The sequence below is a fragment of the Mesorhizobium sp. M1C.F.Ca.ET.210.01.1.1 genome (assembly GCF_004791585.1).
In the GTDB taxonomy this organism is placed as follows: domain Bacteria; phylum Pseudomonadota; class Alphaproteobacteria; order Rhizobiales; family Rhizobiaceae; genus Mesorhizobium.
The window spans coordinates 96538-114349 of record NZ_SRUU01000002.1; the positions used below are offsets into that span (position 1 = coordinate 96538).

18 protein-coding genes are annotated in these 17812 nt (G+C 64.0%); 14 read left to right on the plus strand and 4 right to left on the minus strand.

Going from position 1 to position 17812, the window contains the following annotated elements; all coding sequences use genetic code 11:
• Positions 1 to 2: 2 nt before the first annotated feature.
• The 9 genes from EN853_RS02590 to EN853_RS02630 all read left to right on the plus strand — a co-directional run bounded on the left by EN853_RS02590 (position 3) and on the right by EN853_RS02630 (position 9346).
• Complete coding sequence (locus EN853_RS02590; protein WP_127857711.1) at positions 3 to 776, plus strand: enoyl-CoA hydratase; 774 nt, start codon at positions 3 to 5, stop codon at positions 774 to 776.
• Between the two features lie 247 nt (positions 777 to 1023).
• Positions 1024 to 1290, plus strand: coding sequence for a 30S ribosomal protein S20 (gene rpsT / locus EN853_RS02595; RefSeq protein WP_127857712.1), 267 nt, complete (start codon positions 1024 to 1026; stop codon positions 1288 to 1290).
• A 908-nt stretch (positions 1291 to 2198) separates the two neighbouring features.
• Positions 2199 to 3671: a chromosomal replication initiator protein DnaA gene (gene dnaA / locus EN853_RS02600; protein ID WP_245516795.1), complete on the plus strand. Its 1473-nt coding sequence runs from the start codon at positions 2199 to 2201 to the stop codon at positions 3669 to 3671.
• 198 nt (positions 3672 to 3869) lie between these two features.
• Positions 3870 to 4988: a DNA polymerase III subunit beta gene (dnaN, locus tag EN853_RS02605; protein ID WP_127857714.1), complete on the plus strand. Its 1119-nt coding sequence runs from the start codon at positions 3870 to 3872 to the stop codon at positions 4986 to 4988.
• A 68-nt stretch (positions 4989 to 5056) separates the two neighbouring features.
• Entirely contained in the window at positions 5057 to 6196 is a 1140-nt protein-coding gene (recF, locus tag EN853_RS02610) for a DNA replication/repair protein RecF (RefSeq protein ID WP_127857957.1), read from the plus strand.
• Between the two features lie 241 nt (positions 6197 to 6437).
• Complete coding sequence (locus EN853_RS02615; RefSeq protein WP_127857715.1) at positions 6438 to 7193, plus strand: molybdopterin-synthase adenylyltransferase MoeB; 756 nt, start codon at positions 6438 to 6440, stop codon at positions 7191 to 7193.
• A gap of 4 nt (positions 7194 to 7197) precedes the next feature.
• A complete protein-coding gene (locus tag EN853_RS02620) occupies positions 7198 to 7686 on the plus strand; it encodes a GNAT family N-acetyltransferase (RefSeq protein ID WP_127857716.1) in 489 nt (162 codons plus the stop codon).
• A complete protein-coding gene (locus tag EN853_RS02625; RefSeq protein ID WP_127857717.1) occupies positions 7683 to 8936 on the plus strand; it encodes an aconitase X catalytic domain-containing protein in 1254 nt (417 codons plus the stop codon). The genes EN853_RS02620 and EN853_RS02625 overlap by 4 nt, the downstream gene beginning before the upstream one ends.
• On the plus strand, positions 8933 to 9346 hold the full coding sequence (locus EN853_RS02630) for a DUF126 domain-containing protein (RefSeq protein ID WP_127857718.1): 414 nt from the start codon (positions 8933 to 8935) through the stop codon (positions 9344 to 9346). Before EN853_RS02625 ends, EN853_RS02630 begins: the two co-directional genes overlap by 4 nt.
• A gap of 73 nt (positions 9347 to 9419) precedes the next feature.
• On the opposite strand, the gene EN853_RS02635 is transcribed toward EN853_RS02630, so the two are convergent.
• Positions 9420 to 10421: a D-glycerate dehydrogenase gene (locus EN853_RS02635; protein ID WP_127857719.1), complete on the minus strand. Its 1002-nt coding sequence runs from the start codon at positions 10419 to 10421 to the stop codon at positions 9420 to 9422.
• Between the two features lie 169 nt (positions 10422 to 10590).
• Here EN853_RS02635 and EN853_RS02640 point away from each other — a divergent pair, with 169 nt between their 5' ends.
• Entirely contained in the window at positions 10591 to 11148 is a 558-nt protein-coding gene (locus tag EN853_RS02640) for an SH3 domain-containing protein (RefSeq protein WP_127857720.1), read from the plus strand.
• 50 nt (positions 11149 to 11198) lie between these two features.
• Here the strand turns inward: EN853_RS02640 and EN853_RS02645 are convergent, their stop codons facing one another.
• On the minus strand, positions 11199 to 11579 hold the full coding sequence (locus tag EN853_RS02645) for a DUF4260 domain-containing protein (RefSeq protein ID WP_127857721.1): 381 nt from the start codon (positions 11577 to 11579) through the stop codon (positions 11199 to 11201).
• A 9-nt stretch (positions 11580 to 11588) separates the two neighbouring features.
• The gene (gene irrA / locus EN853_RS02650) at positions 11589 to 12020 is read right to left on the minus strand and encodes an iron response transcriptional regulator IrrA (RefSeq protein ID WP_127857722.1); all 432 of its coding nucleotides are present in this window, start codon (positions 12018 to 12020) and stop codon (positions 11589 to 11591) included.
• Positions 12021 to 12266: 246 nt separating this feature from the next.
• On the opposite strand from irrA, the gene fabA reads away from it, so the two are divergent.
• The 4 genes from fabA to EN853_RS02670 all read left to right on the plus strand — a co-directional run bounded on the left by fabA (position 12267) and on the right by EN853_RS02670 (position 16611).
• On the plus strand, positions 12267 to 12782 hold the full coding sequence (gene fabA / locus EN853_RS02655; protein ID WP_127857723.1) for a 3-hydroxyacyl-[acyl-carrier-protein] dehydratase FabA: 516 nt from the start codon (positions 12267 to 12269) through the stop codon (positions 12780 to 12782).
• 126 nt (positions 12783 to 12908) lie between these two features.
• Positions 12909 to 14129, plus strand: a complete 1221-nt coding sequence (gene fabB / locus EN853_RS02660; protein WP_127857724.1) for a beta-ketoacyl-ACP synthase I — start codon at positions 12909 to 12911, stop codon at positions 14127 to 14129.
• A 13-nt stretch (positions 14130 to 14142) separates the two neighbouring features.
• A complete protein-coding gene (gene fabI, locus EN853_RS02665) occupies positions 14143 to 14955 on the plus strand; it encodes an enoyl-ACP reductase FabI (RefSeq protein ID WP_127857725.1) in 813 nt (270 codons plus the stop codon).
• 102 nt (positions 14956 to 15057) lie between these two features.
• On the plus strand, positions 15058 to 16611 hold the full coding sequence (locus tag EN853_RS02670; protein ID WP_127857726.1) for a bifunctional diguanylate cyclase/phosphodiesterase: 1554 nt from the start codon (positions 15058 to 15060) through the stop codon (positions 16609 to 16611).
• A gap of 144 nt (positions 16612 to 16755) precedes the next feature.
• Here the strand turns inward: EN853_RS02670 and EN853_RS02675 are convergent, their stop codons facing one another.
• Positions 16756 to 17766, minus strand: coding sequence for a class I SAM-dependent methyltransferase (locus EN853_RS02675; protein WP_127857727.1), 1011 nt, complete (start codon positions 17764 to 17766; stop codon positions 16756 to 16758).
• Between the last annotated feature and the right edge of the window lie 46 nt (positions 17767 to 17812).

A 17812-nucleotide genomic window follows, 5' to 3' on the forward strand; every position in this document is an offset into this window, starting at 1 on the left:
CCATGACCTACGAAACCATTCTCGTGGAGACGCGGGGCAAGGTCGGGCTGATCACGCTGAACCGGCCCAAGGCGCTCAATGCCCTGAATTCGCAGGTGCTGACGGAGATCGTGGCCGCTGTGAACGCGTTCGGCGCCGATGCCGGTATCGGCGCGCTGGTCCTCACAGGCTCGGAAAAGGCCTTCGCGGCCGGCGCCGACATCAAGGAGATGCAGGCAATCTCCTTCGCCGACGCCTACGGCCAGGACTTCTTCGTCGGCTGGGAGGAACTCACACGCGCGCGCAAGCCGATCATCGCGGCGGTCGCCGGCTATGCGCTCGGCGGCGGCTGCGAGTTGGCCATGATGTGCGATTTCATCATCGCCGCCGACAATGCGAAATTCGGTCAGCCCGAGATCACGCTCGGCGTCATGCCGGGCATGGGCGGATCGCAGCGGCTGACCCGCTTCGTCGGCAAGTCGAAGGCGATGGACATGTGTCTGACCGGGCGGATGATGGATGCTGCCGAAGCCGAGCGCTGCGGGCTGGTGTCGCGGGTGGTGCCGGCTGCCGATCTGGTCGAGGAAGCGCTGAAGGCGGCTGCGAAGATCGCCGAGTTTTCGCTGCCATCGGTGATGATGACCAAGGAAGCCGTCAACCGGGCCTATGAGACGACGCTTGCCGAGGGGTTGCGCTTCGAGCGCCGCCTGTTCCATTCGCTGTTTGCGCTCGACGACCAGAAGGAAGGCATGGCCGCCTTCGTCGAGAAGCGGAAGCCGAATTTCACCAACCGCTAAGCTATGTCGCCGCAAAACGTGCCGCGATTTGGAAAAAAGGCGGCATGCATCGAGACGACGACTTGGGGCGGGTCGTCCGTTTCGGCGCGGCGCAGCTTCAAGCCCCAAAAAGACCGCGAAGCAGCGTTGACGCGCCGGAAAAGCTGAACTATAAGCCGCACCAACCGAGGCGGCCCCGTGGCTGCCCGTTTGTTTTTTGCGCCCTGCGGCACCCCGCTGGCGCCCACCAGATCAGAAGAGAGGCATCATGGCCAATACGTCCTCGGCCAAAAAGGCAACGCGCAAGATCGCCCGCCGCGCAGCGGTCAACAAGAACCGCCGGTCGCGCGTCCGCACCTATGTCCGTAAGGTCGAAGAGGCGCTCGCCGCCGGCGACAAGGCTGCTGCGCTGGAAGCATTCAAGGCGGCGGAGCCGGAATTGATGCGCGCCGCAACCAAGGGTGTCATCCACAAGAACACAGCCTCCCGCAAGGTTTCGCGGCTGGCCCAGCGGGTCAAGGTGCTGTCGGCCTGACCGACTTCCATTTAGAATCACTATCCTTGGACCCGGCCGCACAGGCCGGGTTTTTTCGTTTGCCGGCAAGTACTTAAAAAGAACGCTCGCGCAACGGCGTTCGGTCCGAATTTCAAAGTTGCGATTGTTTTGCCGGCATATACATAATTGGTGATGTAGTTGCTCGCCGGATGCGGGCATGGCCGCAGGTTAGCCTGTCACAAATTCATTTTATTTTTCAATAACTTATGGATGGTCATCCACAGCTTGTTCAACGTGCGGAGGAGCGGCGGGGGACAAGTAGGTGTCAAGAGAATTATTTCAGAAAATTTCGTGTTGGCCGGCCTTTTTCATATTCGCCGGAAAAGGGTTTGAATCACAATGGCTTTGTCAAAACATGCCCTAGAGGCACCCGCTCCCAACACGTCTCCGGTAACCAGATTCGTTAAAAATCGGTTAGACGTGGCCTTGCCCTATCCACAGCGATTTCGGTAATGTCCATCCATCGAAGGGACGGGCGTTAGCCCCTGACCCAGCCTGAATCGGCCAGCACAAAATGGCGGAATTCATGACGTGGAGTAATTCCGCGCGTGGCTCGGTCTGTCTCTTCGATGCGGGTAGGGGACTGGCGTAATTGTACATGGCAGGTCGATGTCGCGCCGGCGTTTTCGCCGGACGGTGAAGTATTGCCCTGACATGTTCAGACCGGCTTGCGAGAGCCGGCATTGGTCCCTTGCGCAACGTTGCGACGATATCGCCGGCGGCGGCGATGGAGGCGCAGCGAAACGTCGCCGGACCCAGGGTGCAGGAGGCGCACTCCCGGCGGAAAAGGGTACGAGAAGACAAGGAACTTGATCATGCAGAGCGGCATCGAGCGGGAGATAGCAGGCGAACTCCCATTCCCTACAACCTTCGTCGGAGGGGACGGCATGGCGGCATCCAGCGACGCTGAACAGAAGTTCGAGCGGGTCAAGGCCCAGTTGAAGGCGCGTCTGGGAGCCGAGGTCTATTCGAGCTGGTTTGGCCGCATGAAGGTTGCCGAAGCGTCGCGCGGCATTGTCCGCATCTCCGTGCCCACGGCCTTCCTGCGGTCGTGGATCAACGGCCACTATCTCGACCTTATCGCCGAACTGTGGAGGCATGAGGATCCCGACATCCTGAAGATCGAGATCGTCGTGCGGACCGCCACGCGGCAGGGCCGCAACAATGTCGAGCCGGAGATCGCACCTGCGCGCAAGATGACCAGGCAGGCACAGACGGCGCTTGCCGCCGGCACGGCGAGCGCCGGTCGGGCGGAACGGACGCCGGCGCCCCGCCAGGGCATGCCGGTGGAGACCGAGTTCCGCCATAACGTGCTCGGGTCGCCGCTCGACCCGCGTTACACTTTCGCGTCGTTCATCGAGGGTCCCTCGAACCGGGTGGCCTTCGCGGCCGCCAAGGCGGTGGCGGAATCGCAATCGAGCGCGGTACGCTTCAACCCGCTCTTCCTTCACGCGACAGTTGGCCTCGGCAAGACGCACCTGTTGCAGGCAATCGCGGCGGAATCGCTGCGGCACAATCCGAAATCGCGCGTGGTCTATCTGACGGCAGAGTATTTCATGTGGCGCTTCGCCACCGCCATCCGCGACAACAATGCGCTCACCCTCAAGGAGCAGTTGCGCGATATCGATCTTCTGATCATCGACGACATGCAGTTCCTGCAGGGCAAGTCGATCCAGCATGAGTTCTGCCATCTCATCAACATGCTGCTCGACAGCGCCAAGCAGGTCGTGGTCGCCGCCGACCGCCCGCCGTCGGAACTGGAATCGCTTGAGCCGCGCGTGCGTTCTCGCCTCAATGGCGGCGTGGCGCTGGAAATGTCGGCGCCGGACTTCGCCATGCGCCTCGGCATGCTGAAACTCCGTCTCGCCACCGCCAAGATCGATGATACCTCGCTCGACATCTCGGACGAGATCCTCGACCATGTCGCCCGCACGGTGACGGGCAGCGGGCGCGAGTTGGAAGGCGCTTTCAATCAGCTTCTGTTCCGCCAGTCCTTCGAGCCGCAGATCACCATCGACCGCATCGACGAGATTCTCGGCCACATCTACCGTTCGGGCGAGCCGAAGCGGGTGCGCATCGAGGACATCCAGCGCATCGTGGCGCGTCACTACAACGTGTCGAAGACGGAGCTGCTCTCCAACCGGCGCACGCGCACCATCGTCAAGCCGCGGCAGGTGGCGATGTATCTGTCGAAAGTGATGACGCCGCGCTCGCTGCCGGAGATCGGTCGGCGTTTCGGCGGCCGCGACCACACGACGGTGCTGCATGCCGTGCGCAAGATCGAGGACCTTTCCGGTGCCGACAACACGCTGGCGCAGGAGCTGGAGCTGCTCAGAAGGCTGATAAACGAGCAGGCCTGAGCGGTCCGGGAAAGCCGGCGGCGCGCTTCGCCGGCTTTATCCCCAGAAAGCCCGCGCAACCGGCCGGAACCGGTGCCGCGGGCTTGCGTTTGCAGGGTTTTTACTGTCAGCTTACATAGATTCTGAGCTTTTCGGAGCTTTTCGCGGGACGCCGCTCCCTGGTGACCCGCTCATTCATTGAAGCGAGCCTGTTTGGTCATGCGTGTCATCCTGGAACGGTCCAATCTCCTGAAGTCCCTCAACCACGTTCATCGCGTGGTGGAGCGGCGCAACACCATACCGATCCTGTCGAATGTGCTGCTCAGCGCCGAAGGCGCCAGCCTGGAAATGAAAGCGACCGACCTCGACCTCGAAGTGACGGAAGCCACGCCCGCCAAAGTCGAGCGCGGCGGCGCCACCACGGTCCCGGCGCATCTGCTTTACGACATCGTGCGCAAGCTCGCCGACGGCGCCGAGGTGATGCTGAAGACTGATGAAGACGGCAACGCGATGACCGTCACCTCCGGGCGCTCCAGCTTCCGCCTGCAGTGCCTGCCGCAGTCCGATTTCCCGGAGCTTTCAGCCGGCTCCTTCTCGCACATCTTCCGGCTCGACTCGGTGGCGCTCAAGGGCCTGATCGAGAAGACGCAGTTCGCCATTTCGACCGAGGAGACGCGCTACTATCTCAACGGCATCTTCCTGCACACGCATGAGGTCGGCGGCAAGCTGAAGCTGCGCTCGGTCGCGACCGACGGCCATCGCCTGGCGCGCGCCGAGATCGACGCGCCGGCAGGTTCCGAGGGGATGCCCGGCATCATCATTCCACGCAAGACGGTGAGCGAGCTGCAGAAGCTGGTCGACGACCCGGATGTCGCGGTGACGACGGAGCTGTCGGACACCAAGATCCGCTTCACCATCGGCAGCGTCATTTTGACCTCGAAGCTAATCGACGGCACCTTCCCGGACTATCAGCGCGTCATTCCGACCGGCAACGACAAGAAGCTGATCATCGACCGCCAGAGCTTCGCCGCCGCCGTCGACCGCGTCTCGACCATTTCGTCCGAGCGCGGCCGGGCGGTAAAACTGTCGATCAACGACGGCCAGCTCACGCTTGCCGTCAACAATCCGGATTCGGGCAGCGCCACCGAGGAGCTGGCGGCCGATTACTCGTCCGACCCGATCGAGATCGGCTTCAACGCCAAATATCTGCTCGACGTCGCCGCTCAGCTCACCGGCACGGAGGCGAAGTTCATGCTCGCGGATGCCGGCTCGCCGACGCTGATCCACGACATGGCCGACGAGACCGCGCTCTACGTGCTGATGCCGATGCGGGTGTAGCCGCATCCGGTTTCGCGCCGGCTGGCGATGGAGCGATGATTGCGGCGGCTTGCACGGGCGGACAGCGGTTGCCGGAGCAGACCCACATAAGTAAGCTTACGCTTACCAATTTTCGCAACTATGCGGGACTTTCGCTTGAGCTCGGCCCCGGCGCCGTGGTGCTGTCCGGCGACAATGGCGCCGGCAAGACCAATCTGCTCGAAGCCATCTCACTGCTGACGCCGGGACGCGGGCTTCGCCGGGCACCCTATGCCGACGTGGCGCGCGAGGGCGGCGACGGCGGCTTTGCCTTGCATGCCCGGATCGAAGGGCCGGAAGGCGAGGTCGAGATCGGCACCGGCATTTCCGGCGGCGATGGCGCCGGAGAAGGCGGCAGACGCGTTCGCATCAACGGCGCGCCGGCGAAATCGGCGGAGGATATGCTGGAATGGCTGCGTGTCGTCTGGCTGACACCGGCGATGGACGGGTTGTTTCCAGGACCGGCCGCCGACCGCCGCCGCTTCCTTGACAGACTGGTGCTGGCGATCGATCCCGGCCACGGGCAGCGGGCCCTGGACTATGAAAAGGCGATGCGCGGGCGTAACCGCCTGCTTACGGAAAGTTCCCGCGACAGTGGCTGGTTCGACGCGATCGAGACGCAGATGGCCGAGACCGGCGTGGCGATCGCGGCGGCGCGAGCGGAACTGGTACGGCTGCTTGCCGCCATGATCGACAAGCTGCCCGGCAGCGGCCCCTTTCCGCAGGCCGACATAAGCCTCTCCGGCGAATTGGAGACCGAGATCGCTGTCTCGCCGGCGGTCGACGTCGAGGAGCGTTTCCGCCGCACGCTCGCCAATGGCCGGGAGCGCGACCGCGCCGCCGGCCGCACGCTCGACGGGCCGCATCGCTCGGATCTCGTGGTCCGGCACAGGCCGAAGTCGATGCCGGCCGAGCTCTGCTCGACCGGCGAGCAGAAGGCGCTGCTGGTCGGCATCGTGCTGTCGCATGCTCGGCTGACCGGCGAGATGTCGGGCCTGACGCCGATCCTGCTGCTCGACGAGATCGCCGCGCATCTCGACAGCGGACGGCGCGCGGCGCTGTTTTCCATCCTGGAAGAGCTAAACTGCCAGGCCTTCATGACCGGCACCGACGCCGCGCTGTTTTCCAGCCTCGCCGGGCGCGCGCAGTTCCTGACGGTCGATCATGGCAGCGTTGGGCCAACAGGCTGATTCTCTTGAAGAACCCAACGGGCGTCAGCGCCTACCCTGCGGGACAAGGCTTCGCCTTGCCCGTACTTGCCTCTGCGGGACAAGGCTTTGCCTTGCCCGTACATGCCCCTGCGGACAAGGCTTTGCCTTGCCCGTACATGCCCCCCTGCGGACAAGGCTTCGCCTTGCCCGTACTTGCCCCTGCGGGACAAGGCTTCGCCTTGCATGTGACAAGATTTTCCGCCCGCGATAAGGTCCAGCCATGACCAATGCCGCCCTGACCGACGAAGAGCTCGAACGCTATGCCCGCCACATCGTGCTGCCGGAAATCGGCGGCCCCGGCCAGCAGAAGCTGAAGCGGGCGCGGGTGCTGGTGATCGGCGCCGGTGGGCTGGGGGCGCCTGTGCTTGAATATCTTGCCGCGGCCGGTGTCGGCACGCTCGGCATCGTCGACGACGATGACGTCTCGCTGTCCAACCTGCAGCGGCAGGTAATCCATGGCAGCGACACGATCGGCATGGCGAAGACCGACAGCGCTTCGGCGGCAATCATGCGCATCAACCCCAATGTCGGGGTGGAATTGCATCGCCTCAGACTGACGGCGGAAAATGCCCCTGCCCTCGTCGCCGGCTACGATGTCGTCGTCGACGGCTCCGACAATTTCGCGACACGCTATGCGCTGGCCGATGCATGCGCCCAGGAACAAAAGCCTCTGGTCACCGCCGCCGTCGGCCGCTTCGACGGCTCGGTGACGGTGCTGAAGCCGTACGAAACGGGCGCCGACGGCAAACGCAACCCAGGCTATCGCGACCTTTTCCCGGAAGCGCCGCCCGAAGGGCTGATACCATCCTGCGCCGTTGCAGGCATCGTCGGCGCGCTGACGGGCGTCGTCGGCACGCTGGAGGCGATGGAAACGATCAAGCTGATTGCCGGCATCGGCGAACCGCTGGTCGGCCGGCTCCTGCTCTACGACGGGCTTACCGCCCGTTTCGACACCGTCCGCTACAAGGCAGCCTGAACCGATGGACCGGCCGGCCACTCCCTTGGTCGCCGAGCTTGCGCCGGACTACGCGCGGTGGGACGAATTGCTGGCGCTGATCCTGCGCGCTTTCGCCTATATGGACGAAGTCATCGACCCGCCATCCTCTGCGCATCGTCTGACGCCGGAAAACCTCGAGAGCAAGGCAAGGCAGGAAACGGTGTTCCTGGCGGTGGAGAACGGCCGGCTCGCCGGCTGCGTCTTCGCGCTGGAAAGGGCTAACGATTTCTATGTCGGCAAGCTCGCCGTCGAGCCCGGCCTTCAAGGGCGGGGCATAGGCGCACGGCTGATGCAGGCCGTGGAGGATCTTGCCCGTCGGCGCGGCAAGCCTGCCATCGAACTGCAGACGCGCATCGAGCTCGCCGCAAACCACGCGGCCTTCGCCCGGCTCGGCTTTCGCGAGACCGGGCGCACAGCGCATGCGGGCTATGACCGGCCGACCTCGATCACCATGCGCAAGGTGCTGTCTTGAGCCTCGCGCTCAGCCCGGAGGAACGAGCCATTGCCGCCGGCGAGGACGGCGCGGGAATGGCGATGCGCATCGTCGCCGAGAGCGCGCGGCTGCTCGGGGCGCCGCGGCTGATTCCGATCGCCTCCGCGCATATCGACGGCGCGCTCTACCATGGCGATTCCGGCACGCTGTTCGCCGAGCGGCTGGTCGAGGGCGGCGCCAGGGTGGCGGTACGTTCGACGCTCAATGTCGGGGCGCTCGATCTGATGGGCTGCTCGCGCGTTCGCCTGGAAGAGCCGCAGCGCGGCATGGCACGACGGATGATGGAGGCCTATCGCAAGCTCGGCTGCGAGCAGAGCTGGACCTGCGCGCCCTATCAGGCCGGGCATAGGCCGGCGCAGGGCAGCGATGTCGCCTGGGGTGAATCCAATGCCGTGGTGTTCTGCAATTCGGTGCTGGGCGCCCGCACGAACCGCTATGGCGACTTCCTCGACATTGCCTGCGCCATCATCGGCCGGGCGCCCGACTATGGCCTGCATCGCCCGCAGAACAGACGGGCACGGCTGGTGTTCGACGTCTCGACCCTGTCGCCCTCCTTCCTCGCTTCCGAGATCGCCTGGCCGGTGCTGGGTAGCCTCTATGGCCGCATGGTCGGCAACACGATCGGTGTCGTCGCCGGCATCGCCAATCACCCCGGCGAGGACGCGCTGAAGGCCTTCGGCGCCGCCGCGGCATCGTCCGGCGCGGTTGGCCTGTTCCACATTGCCGGCGTGACGCCAGAAGCTCCCGACGTCGAGACCATTCTGGCCGGGCCGGAACCGGAGACCGTGGTCCATGTCACGCCACAGATGGCGGCGAAGGCGCGCTCCAGCCTTTCGACGGCGGTTGCGGCCAGAACCATCGACGCGGTGGCGATCGGCAGCCCGCATCTGTCTGACGCCGAGTTCGACACGCTGGAGCGGCTGATCGCAGGAAGACGGCTCGCCGTACCGATTTATGCCTGTACCGGCCGTCACGTGCTTGCCTCGCTGGAGCGGGACGGACGGCGAAAGAGGCTCGAAGCATACGGGGTCGTCATCGTCGCCGACACCTGCGTGGTGGTGACGCCGATCATGCCGGAGATCAGCAACGGCGTATTGATGACCAATTCGGGGAAGTTCGCGCATTACGCTCCGGGCAACACCGGCTACGCGGTCCTCTACGCCTCGCTCGCCGACTGCGTCGAAAGCGCCGTTCTCGGCAAGCCGCGCTTCACGGATATCGCGGCATGAGCGCCGCCGCCGAGATCCTGGTTCCGGGCAAGGCTGGCGAAGGGGAGGCCTTGGTGCTGATGGCGCCGATCAGCTTCTGGGGCGGCGTCGACCCGAAGACCGGGCGCATCGCCGATGTCCGCCATCCGCAGCACGGTGAGACGATTTCCGGCCGGGTGCTGTTCCTGCCGGGCACGATCGGCTCGTCGTCGGCTTCGGCGGTGCTGATGGAGCTGGTCCACAACGGCCGTGCGCCGGCAGCCCTGGTGCTGCACGAGCCGGACGCCATCCTGCTGCTGGGGCTGATCGTCGCCCGGGAAATGGGCTGGGAGACACCGATGGCGGTGCGGCTCGGACGTGACCTGTTCGAGGCCTATCGCGGACGCACCGTGGAAGTCGCCGGCGACGGCGCCCTTACCGTCGCCGCCTGAACAACCGCTCCAACTTATCTATTCTTGCGTAATTCCGGACGGAAAACCTCTGCACGCTTTTCCTGGAATTGTTTCAAGTCCTCAGCGGCAGCACGCGGTCCGGCGGGCGGTGGCCGTCGAAGAAGGCGCGGATGTTGATGATCACCTTCTCGCCCATGTCGATGCGGCCTTCGAGCGTTGCCGAGCCCATGTGCGGCAAAAGCACGACCTTGCCCTTGGCGGCGAGCTTCAGGAGCCTGCTGTTCAGCGCCGGCTCGTGCTCATAGACGTCGAGGCCGGCGCCGGCGATCTTGCCGTCCTGGATGAGCTTGATCAGCGACTCTTCGTCGATGATGTCGCCGCGCGCGGTGTTGACGATGTAGGCAGATGGCTGCATCAGCGCCAGGCGCCGGGCGGACAAGAGATGGAAGGTTGCCGGGGTCGACGGGCAGTTGACCGAGATGATGTCCATGCGGGCAAGCATCTGGTCGAGGCTTTCCCAATAGGTCGCTTCCAATTCGTCCTCGACCGCCGGCAGCACGCGGTGGCGATTGTGGTAGTGGATGGACAAGCCGAACGCCTTGGCACGCCTGGCGACCGCCGTGCCAATACGGCCCATGCCGACGATGCCGAGCCGCTTGCCCCAGATGCGGCGGCCGAGCATCCATGTCGGCGACCAGCCGGCCCATTTCTTGTCGCCGGTGAGCACATTGGCGCCTTCGGCAAGCCTGCGCGGCACGGCGAGCATCAGCGCCATGGTCATGTCGGCAGTGTCTTCGGTAAGCACGTTCGGCGTGTTGGTGACGGTGATGCCTTTCTTGGCCGCCGCGGCGACATCGATCTTGTCGACGCCGTTGCCGAAATTTGCGATCAGCTTGAGATTGTCGCCGGCCTGGGCAATCAGCGCGGCATCGATATGGTCGGTGATGGTCGGGACGAGCACATCGGCTTCCTTGACCGCCGCGACCAGCTCCGGCTGGGTCATCGGCCGGTCCTCGACATTCAGCCGCGCATCGAACAGCTCGCGCATGCGGGTCTCGACCGGATCGGGCAGCTTGCGCGTGATGACGACGAGGGGCCGTTTTTTGCCTGCCATTTTATCCCCGAAGCTTCCTCGAAACCGATCTCGTTGAGACCTCTTTAACCAAGAACGGCGAAACTTGTAGCCGATCGCGGCATCAGCCCACTCCTGTAACAAGCGGTGCCGCCGAAGACAAAGAAAAAGGGGCGCTCATCCCTAAGGACCGGCGCCGAAAGGAACAAAGGTGTCTGGTTTCGCGTCGCTTCGCCTGGCTTTCAGCGCAGCCGTCCTCGGCGCTTTGCTTTGTGGCCCGCAGGCATCCGCGCAAAGTGCGGCCGCGCCCGCGCAAACGGTGACGCTCGGCCCAAGCGGCCTGCCGCTGCCGCGTTTCGTCAGCCTGAAATCGGGCCGCGTCAACTCACGCGTCGGCCCAGGCGCCAACTATTCCGTCGACTGGATGTACATGAAGGCCGGCCTGCCGATGGAGATCATTCAGGAATTCGATACCTGGCGTCGCGTGCGCGACGCGGACGGCTCCGAGGGCTGGATCAACCAGTCGCTGCTTTCGGGCCGCCGCACCGCGATCGTCGCCCCCTGGCAGCGCGGCAAGGGCGGCCGAATCAATCTGCTTGACGATCCCGACAAGGATGCCAGCGTTGTCGCCATCCTCGAGCCCGGCGTCATGGGCTCGATCAAGAAATGCGACGGTCAGTGGTGCGAGATGACCTTCGAGGGCCATACCGGCTGGATCGCCCAGTCGCAGGTCTGGGGCGCCTATCCCGGAGAGCGGGTCAAGAACTAGGGCGTGTCGATATTCAGGTGATGCCGGCCTGACGTGAGTCGCAACACACCCTAGCCGGCCGCGCCCCTTCGGTCGCGGCCGATCCGCCCGAGATGCGTTTCCTGAAAACCGGTGGGTAGTTTCAGGCCGTAGCCGAGCGCGCGGTCGATGGCGATGTGGGCGATCCAGATGAGCGCCACCGCTGTCGTGATCGGAGCGCCAAACAGGACGCCCGCGAGCGCAAGGACGAGCGGGGCAACCAGGATGTGCAGGGCGTTGTAGGTGACGGCGCCGATCCGCGGCCCGGCGAGATAGCCCAGCATCGACAGGTCCGGCGCCAGGATGAGCAGCGCAAACAGCCACCACGACACACCGGTCATCTTGTAAAGGATGATGGCCGCCACGGCTGCGGCGACCCATTCCAGCCGGATCGTCAGATCGACGGACCGCATCGCCGCGGATCAGTCGCGGCGCTTGGGGCGCAGCCTCACGACGATATCGACATTGGCGATCTCCATGCCTTCCGGAGGCTCCGGCAGGTTGGAGACGCCCACCGGGCCGCTGGCGATATCGAAGATCCGGTTCTCGCCCTCGACATAGAAGTGGTGGTGGTCCGAAGTGTTGGTGTCGAAATAGGTCTTCGACCCTTCGACCGCGAGGATACGCAGCAGGCCGGCCTGGGTGAACTGGTGCAGCGCGTTGTAGACGGTCGCAAGCGAAACCGGCACGCCGGCGGCAACCGCCTCTTCATGCAGCTCTTCGGCCGAGAGGTGACGATCGCCCTTGGCGAACAGCAGATCGGCCAGCGCGATGCGCTGGCGCGTCGGCCTCAGGCCGGCTTCGCGAACCCGCTTGTCCACAGCGACATTTTCCTTCCGGCAGCCCGAATCCATCTATCCCGTCAAAGCTCGTGGCTCAGCGCCATAGACAGGTCCAGCATGGCAAAAAGACGTCAATGCCAAAAACTGGACACCTCCCGACATATATTCTGTCGCCCAAATGCGATCAATAGCGCGCATTGACCCGGGCAGGCGCACGGGTTAAGCGCAAACGCCGGTTTCCGGCCGCAAACAGAGTGTGTTAGGAAACCAACGAACTGGGCGCCCTGCGGCCCGGAACGAAAAACGGGGACGGAGTTAATGGCGGATCAAAAGTCCAGCTACGATTACGAGGAACTGCTTGCCTGCGCCCGCGGCGAGCTGTTCGGACCGGGAAACGCCCAGCTGCCATACCCGCCGATGCTGATGTTCGACCGCATCACCGAGATCAGCGAGACCGGCGGCGCCTTCGACAAGGGCTTCATCCGCGCCGAATTCGACATCAAGCCGGATCTGTGGTTCTTCGCCTGCCATTTCATCGGCAATCCGATCATGCCGGGCTGCCTCGGCCTCGACGCCATGTGGCAATTGACCGGCTTCTATCTCGGCTGGCTCGGCGAGCCGGGCAAGGGCATGGCGCTGTCGACCGGCGAGGTAAAGTTCAAAGGCATGGTGACGCCGTCGGTCAAGAAGGTCGAATATGGCGTAGACTTCAAGCGCGTGATGCGCGGTCGCCTCGTGCTCGGTATCGCCGACGGCTGGCTCAAGGCGGATGGCGAACCCATATACGCGGCAACGGATCTGAAGGTGGGCCTGTCCAAGCAGTCCGCCGCCTAATCGTTTCGCCACAGGGCCTTGCGTATCCGACGGATGCGCAGGGACGCCTCGGCAGTTTATTTTGCGTATGATCGAAGGCTAAAACCGACTAGGTTTTTCGCCAGAATACGCCGGAAGGAGTTGCGAATGAGACGTGTCGTAGTGTCAGGCCTCGGCATTGTGTCGTCGATCGGCAACAATGCCAATGAGGTGCAGGCCTCGCTTTACGATGCCAAGTCCGGCATCAGCTTTTCCAATTCCTTCGCCGAGCACGGCTTCCGCTGCCAGGTTTGGGGCGCGCCGACGCTCGATCCGTCGGCGATGATCGACCGCCGCGCCATGCGATTCCTGAGCCAGGGTGCCGCCTGGAACCATGTCGCCATGGACCAGGCGATCGCCGACGCCGGTTTAGGCGAAAGCGACATCACCAACGAGCGGACCGGCATCGTCATGGGCTCCGGCGGACCATCGACCAGGACCATCGTGGAAGCCGCCGAAACGACGCTCAAGAATGGCAGCCCGAAGCGCATCGGCCCGTTCGCGGTGCCGAAGGCGATGTCGTCGACCGCTTCGGCCACCCTTGCCACCTGGTTCAAGATCCACGGCGTCAACTACTCGATCTCTTCCGCCTGCTCGACCTCGGCGCACTGCATCGGCAACGCCTATGAACTCATCCAGTGGGGCAAGCAGGACATGATGTTTGCCGGCGGCCACGAGGATCTCGACTGGACGATGTCGGACCTGTTCGACGCCATGGGCGCCATGTCGTCGAAATTCAATGACAAGGCATCGACGGCATCTCGCGCGTATGACGTCAACCGCGACGGCTTCGTCATCGCCGGCGGCGCGGGCGTGCTGGTGCTGGAGGAACTGGAGCACGCCAAGGCGCGCGGCGCCAAGATCTATGCCGAGATCGTCGGCTACGGCGCCACGTCCGACGGCTATGACATGGTCGCCCCTTCGGGAGAAGGCGCGGTGCGCTGCATGCGGCAGGCGCTTGCCACCGTGTCTTCGCCGGTCGACTACATCAACACGCACGGCACCTCGACACCGGTGGGCGATTCCAAAGAAATGGGCGCCATCCGCGAGGTGTTCGGCGACAAGATGCCGTTCATCACCTCGACCAAGTCGCTAACCGGCCATTCGCTCGGTGCTGCCGGCGTCCAGGAATCGATCTACTCGATCCTGATGATGCAGGGCGGCTTCATCGGCGAGAGCGCCCATATCGAGGAGCTCGATCCGGAATTCGAGGGCATGCCGATCGTGCGCAAGCGCATCGACAACGCCAAGATCGACACCGTTTTGTCCAATTCCTTCGGTTTCGGTGGCACCAACGCAACGCTGATTTTCCAGCGCTATTCCGCATAAGGATCTGCCGGACATGGAAGGGTTGATGAAGGGCAAGCGCGGGCTTGTCATGGGGGTCGCCAACGATCATTCGATCGCCTGGGGCATCGCCAAGAAATTGTCCGAGCACGGGGCCGAGCTTGCCTTCACCTACCAGGGCGACGCCTTCGGGCGGCGGGTCAAGCCGCTGGCCGAGAAGCTCGGCGCTTCGCTCGTCGTGCCTTGCGACGTCGAGGACAGCGCCTCGGTCACCGCGACCTTCGAGACGCTCGGCAAGGCCTGGGGCGGGCTGGATTTCGTCGTCCACGCCATCGGCTTTTCCGACAAGAACGAGCTCAAAGGCCTCTACGCCGACACCAGCCGCGACAACTTCGTCCGCACCATGGTGATCTCCTGCTATTCCTTCACCGAGGTCGCCCGCAATGCCGCCGCGCTGATGACGAATGGCGGCTCGATGATCACGCTGACCTATGCCGGATCGGTCCGGGTCATGCCGAACTACAACGTGATGGGCGTCGCCAAGGCTGGGCTGGAGGCAAGCGTGCGCTATCTCGCCAATGACTACGGCCCGCGCGGCATCAGGGTGAACGGCATCTCGGCCGGACCGGTGCGGACCCTCGCCGGCTCCGGCGTGTCCGACGCGCGCCATATGTTCTCCTATCAGCAGCGTAATTCGCCGCTACGGCGCACAGTGACCATCGACGAGGTCGGCGGCTCGGCGCTCTACCTGCTCTCCGATCTGTCTTCGGGGGTTACTGGTGAGATCCACTATGTCGATTCCGGCTACCACATCGTCTCCATGCCGGCGCTCGAGGAGCTGAAGCAGAACGACGGCAACCGCGAATAGTTCGCCAACGCAGAGGGTATTTTCCGGTAAAATTGGAGGCATCGGCGGAAACTCATTTTAAGGAGATATCCGCTAGAAGGTCCTGCAGTTCAGGGACCTTGCATGTCTGCAGTCAGCAACCCGAAGCGAACACCGCTGTTCCGGCTGATCACCGTCGCCAGCTCTGGCATGGGAAGCTTCATCCTCGGACTCTGGGGATTGCGTTTCGGTTTCGGCGACGGTCTGGCCGGCATGTCGGCAGAAACGATGGCCGGCATCATCGCTGCGCTCTGCGCCCTTTCCGCCGGCGGTGCGGCGCTCTCCTTCTTCGCCGGCGTCGATGAATCGACCGAATACGTCATCAAGGAAACGCATTTCGACAAGCTGACCGGCCTGCTGTCCCGCCCGGCGATGGTCGGCCAGATCGCCGCAGCCGCGTCGGAAACGATCCGAACCGGCGAACCGGTCTACCTGATCGATATGGACATCGATCGCTTCAAGCAGATCAACGATGCCATCGGCTACACCTATGGCGACGAGCTGATCCGCGCCTTCACCAAGAGGCTGAGGGAGAACATGCCGGAGGGTGCGGTGATCGGGCGCATCGGCGCGGGCGAATTCGCAGTGCTCTTGCCGGACCAGGAGCTGCGGGGATCGCTCGAACGGTTCCTCGAACAGTTCATAAACCAGATGATGGAGCCCTATCAGCTCCAGACGCACCTGCAGTCCGTCAGCATGTCCGTCGGCATCGTCGCCATGCCGAAGGACGGCGTCGATCCGGTGCTCGTCCTTCGCCGCTCGAACCTGGCGCTGCAGAATGCGCGCGCCAGCGGCATCGGCAACTGGTCGGTCTTCCATGCCGATATGGGGCGGGTGGCGGACCACCGGCAATGGATCGAATCCGAGCTGAAAACCGCCTTCGACCGCGGCGACTTCAATCTCCATTACCAGCCGCAATTCGACCTGCCGAGCGACCGCATCGTCGGCTACGAGGCGTTGATCCGGTGGAAGCACCCGGAACGCGGCATGATCCCGCCGATGGAATTCATTCCGATCGCCGAGGAAACCGGCATGATCAACCCGATCGGCGAATGGGTGCTGCGCAAGGCCTGCAGCGACGCTCAATACCTGCCAGAGGATTGCTTCGTCGCCGTCAACATCTCGCCGGTCCAGTTCATGACCAAGGATTTCGTCGGCATCGTGCGCGAGACCATGGCATCGACCGGCATCAAGCCGTCGCGGCTGGAGCTGGAGGTCACCGAAACGGCGATGATGCAGGACCGGGACCGGGCGGCCGTCATCCTCAAGCAGCTCGCCGACATGGGTATCTCGGTGGCCGTCGACGATTTCGGCACCGGCTATTCGAACCTGAGCTACCTGATCGACTTCTCGTTCGGCAAGCTGAAGATCGACCGCTCCTTCGTCAGCCGGATCGACACCGACTCCAGCTCGGGCGCAGTCGTGTCGACCATTGTCGGGCTGTCACGTGCGCTCGGCGTCGGCATCATCGCCGAAGGCGTCGAGACCGAGAACCAGGCGACACTGCTCAGGGCCGCCGGCTGCGAGGTCGTGCAGGGCTATCTGTTCGGCCGGCCGGCGCCGCTCAAGATAGAGCTCGGCCAGGCGCGTCCCGCGCACGGCAGGCGCGAGCCCGCACGCCTGGTCAGCCTGCAGTAATCCGCTTTTGATCCTGCGCAATTCCGGACGGAAGGCTACGGTGAAGTCGCCGAGCCTAACCGCTCTCCACTTTTCCTGGAATTTCGTTCTTCCTTGACGCAATTCCGGACGGAAAACCGCTCTCCACTTTTCCTGGAATTGCTTCTATCGCCGTGCCGAAAAGACCTTGAACATGCCGTCGCGCGCGATCTCGGCGTGGCTGGAGAATGCCCCCGCCAGCACCTGTTCGTAGGGCAACTGCCGGTTCGCCACCATGAACAGGCGTCCACCGGGTTTCAGCGCCTTCGACGCCGCACGGATCATACCGGCGCCGATGCCCGGTTCGGCAGCCCTGCCGCTGTGGAAGGGCGGATTCATGACGATGGCGTCATAGCGCCGCTCGACGGTTTCGGTCAGTAGATCGGTCCAGAAGAAGCGCGGCTCGACGGCGGCCGGGCGGAGATTGACCTTCGCCGCCTCCAGCGCCTCGAAATCCGCTTCATAGAGGTCGAGGCCGGAGAGGCCCGTCGAGCGGTCCGCCACTTGTGCCGCCAGGTAGCCCCAGCCGGCGCAGAAATCGGCGACGTTGCCCGCAAGGCCCTGCGGCAGGCTGTCCAGCAGCAGCTTCGACCCGGCGTCGACACGATCGAAGGAGAACATGCCAGGCGCGGTACGAAAGTGGCCTTCAACGACCAGATCCGGGTTGGCGGCGCGAAGCGCCCGGGCCGCATTTAAGCCGCCCTGGCGGAACCAGAAAGCGACGCCGTGATGTTTCGGCAGGTGGGCGTCCAGCGGCGCCAGCGCATCGATGCGTTTGCGCAGACTGTCGATGCCATCGTCCTTGCCGCCGGCGACGACGACCAGCCCTCCCGGCACCACACGCTCGATGGCTTCGGCGATCCGCAACTCGTTCTGGCCGCGATGCCGGCTGGCCAGAATGAGAGAGGCGTCAAAGGCCGAACCCTCCGCCTGCGGCGTGACCGTGTAGCCGGCCGATTGCAAGACCCGAAAATGCGGCCGGAAACCTTGCACGAGATGCAGCGCGGCTTCGAAGCCGTCAGGCAGACGGAAGCCGGGTTCGGCCCCCAAAAACAGCACGCGAGCGTCCTTTCGCGGCAGGGGGAGCGCCTCGGCCTCGAAAGGATGAAACAACGTCTTCAGCGGCTCAGAGGCCATTCACATGCCCTTGAAACAAAAACGGGCGCGACCTTGCGGCGCGCCC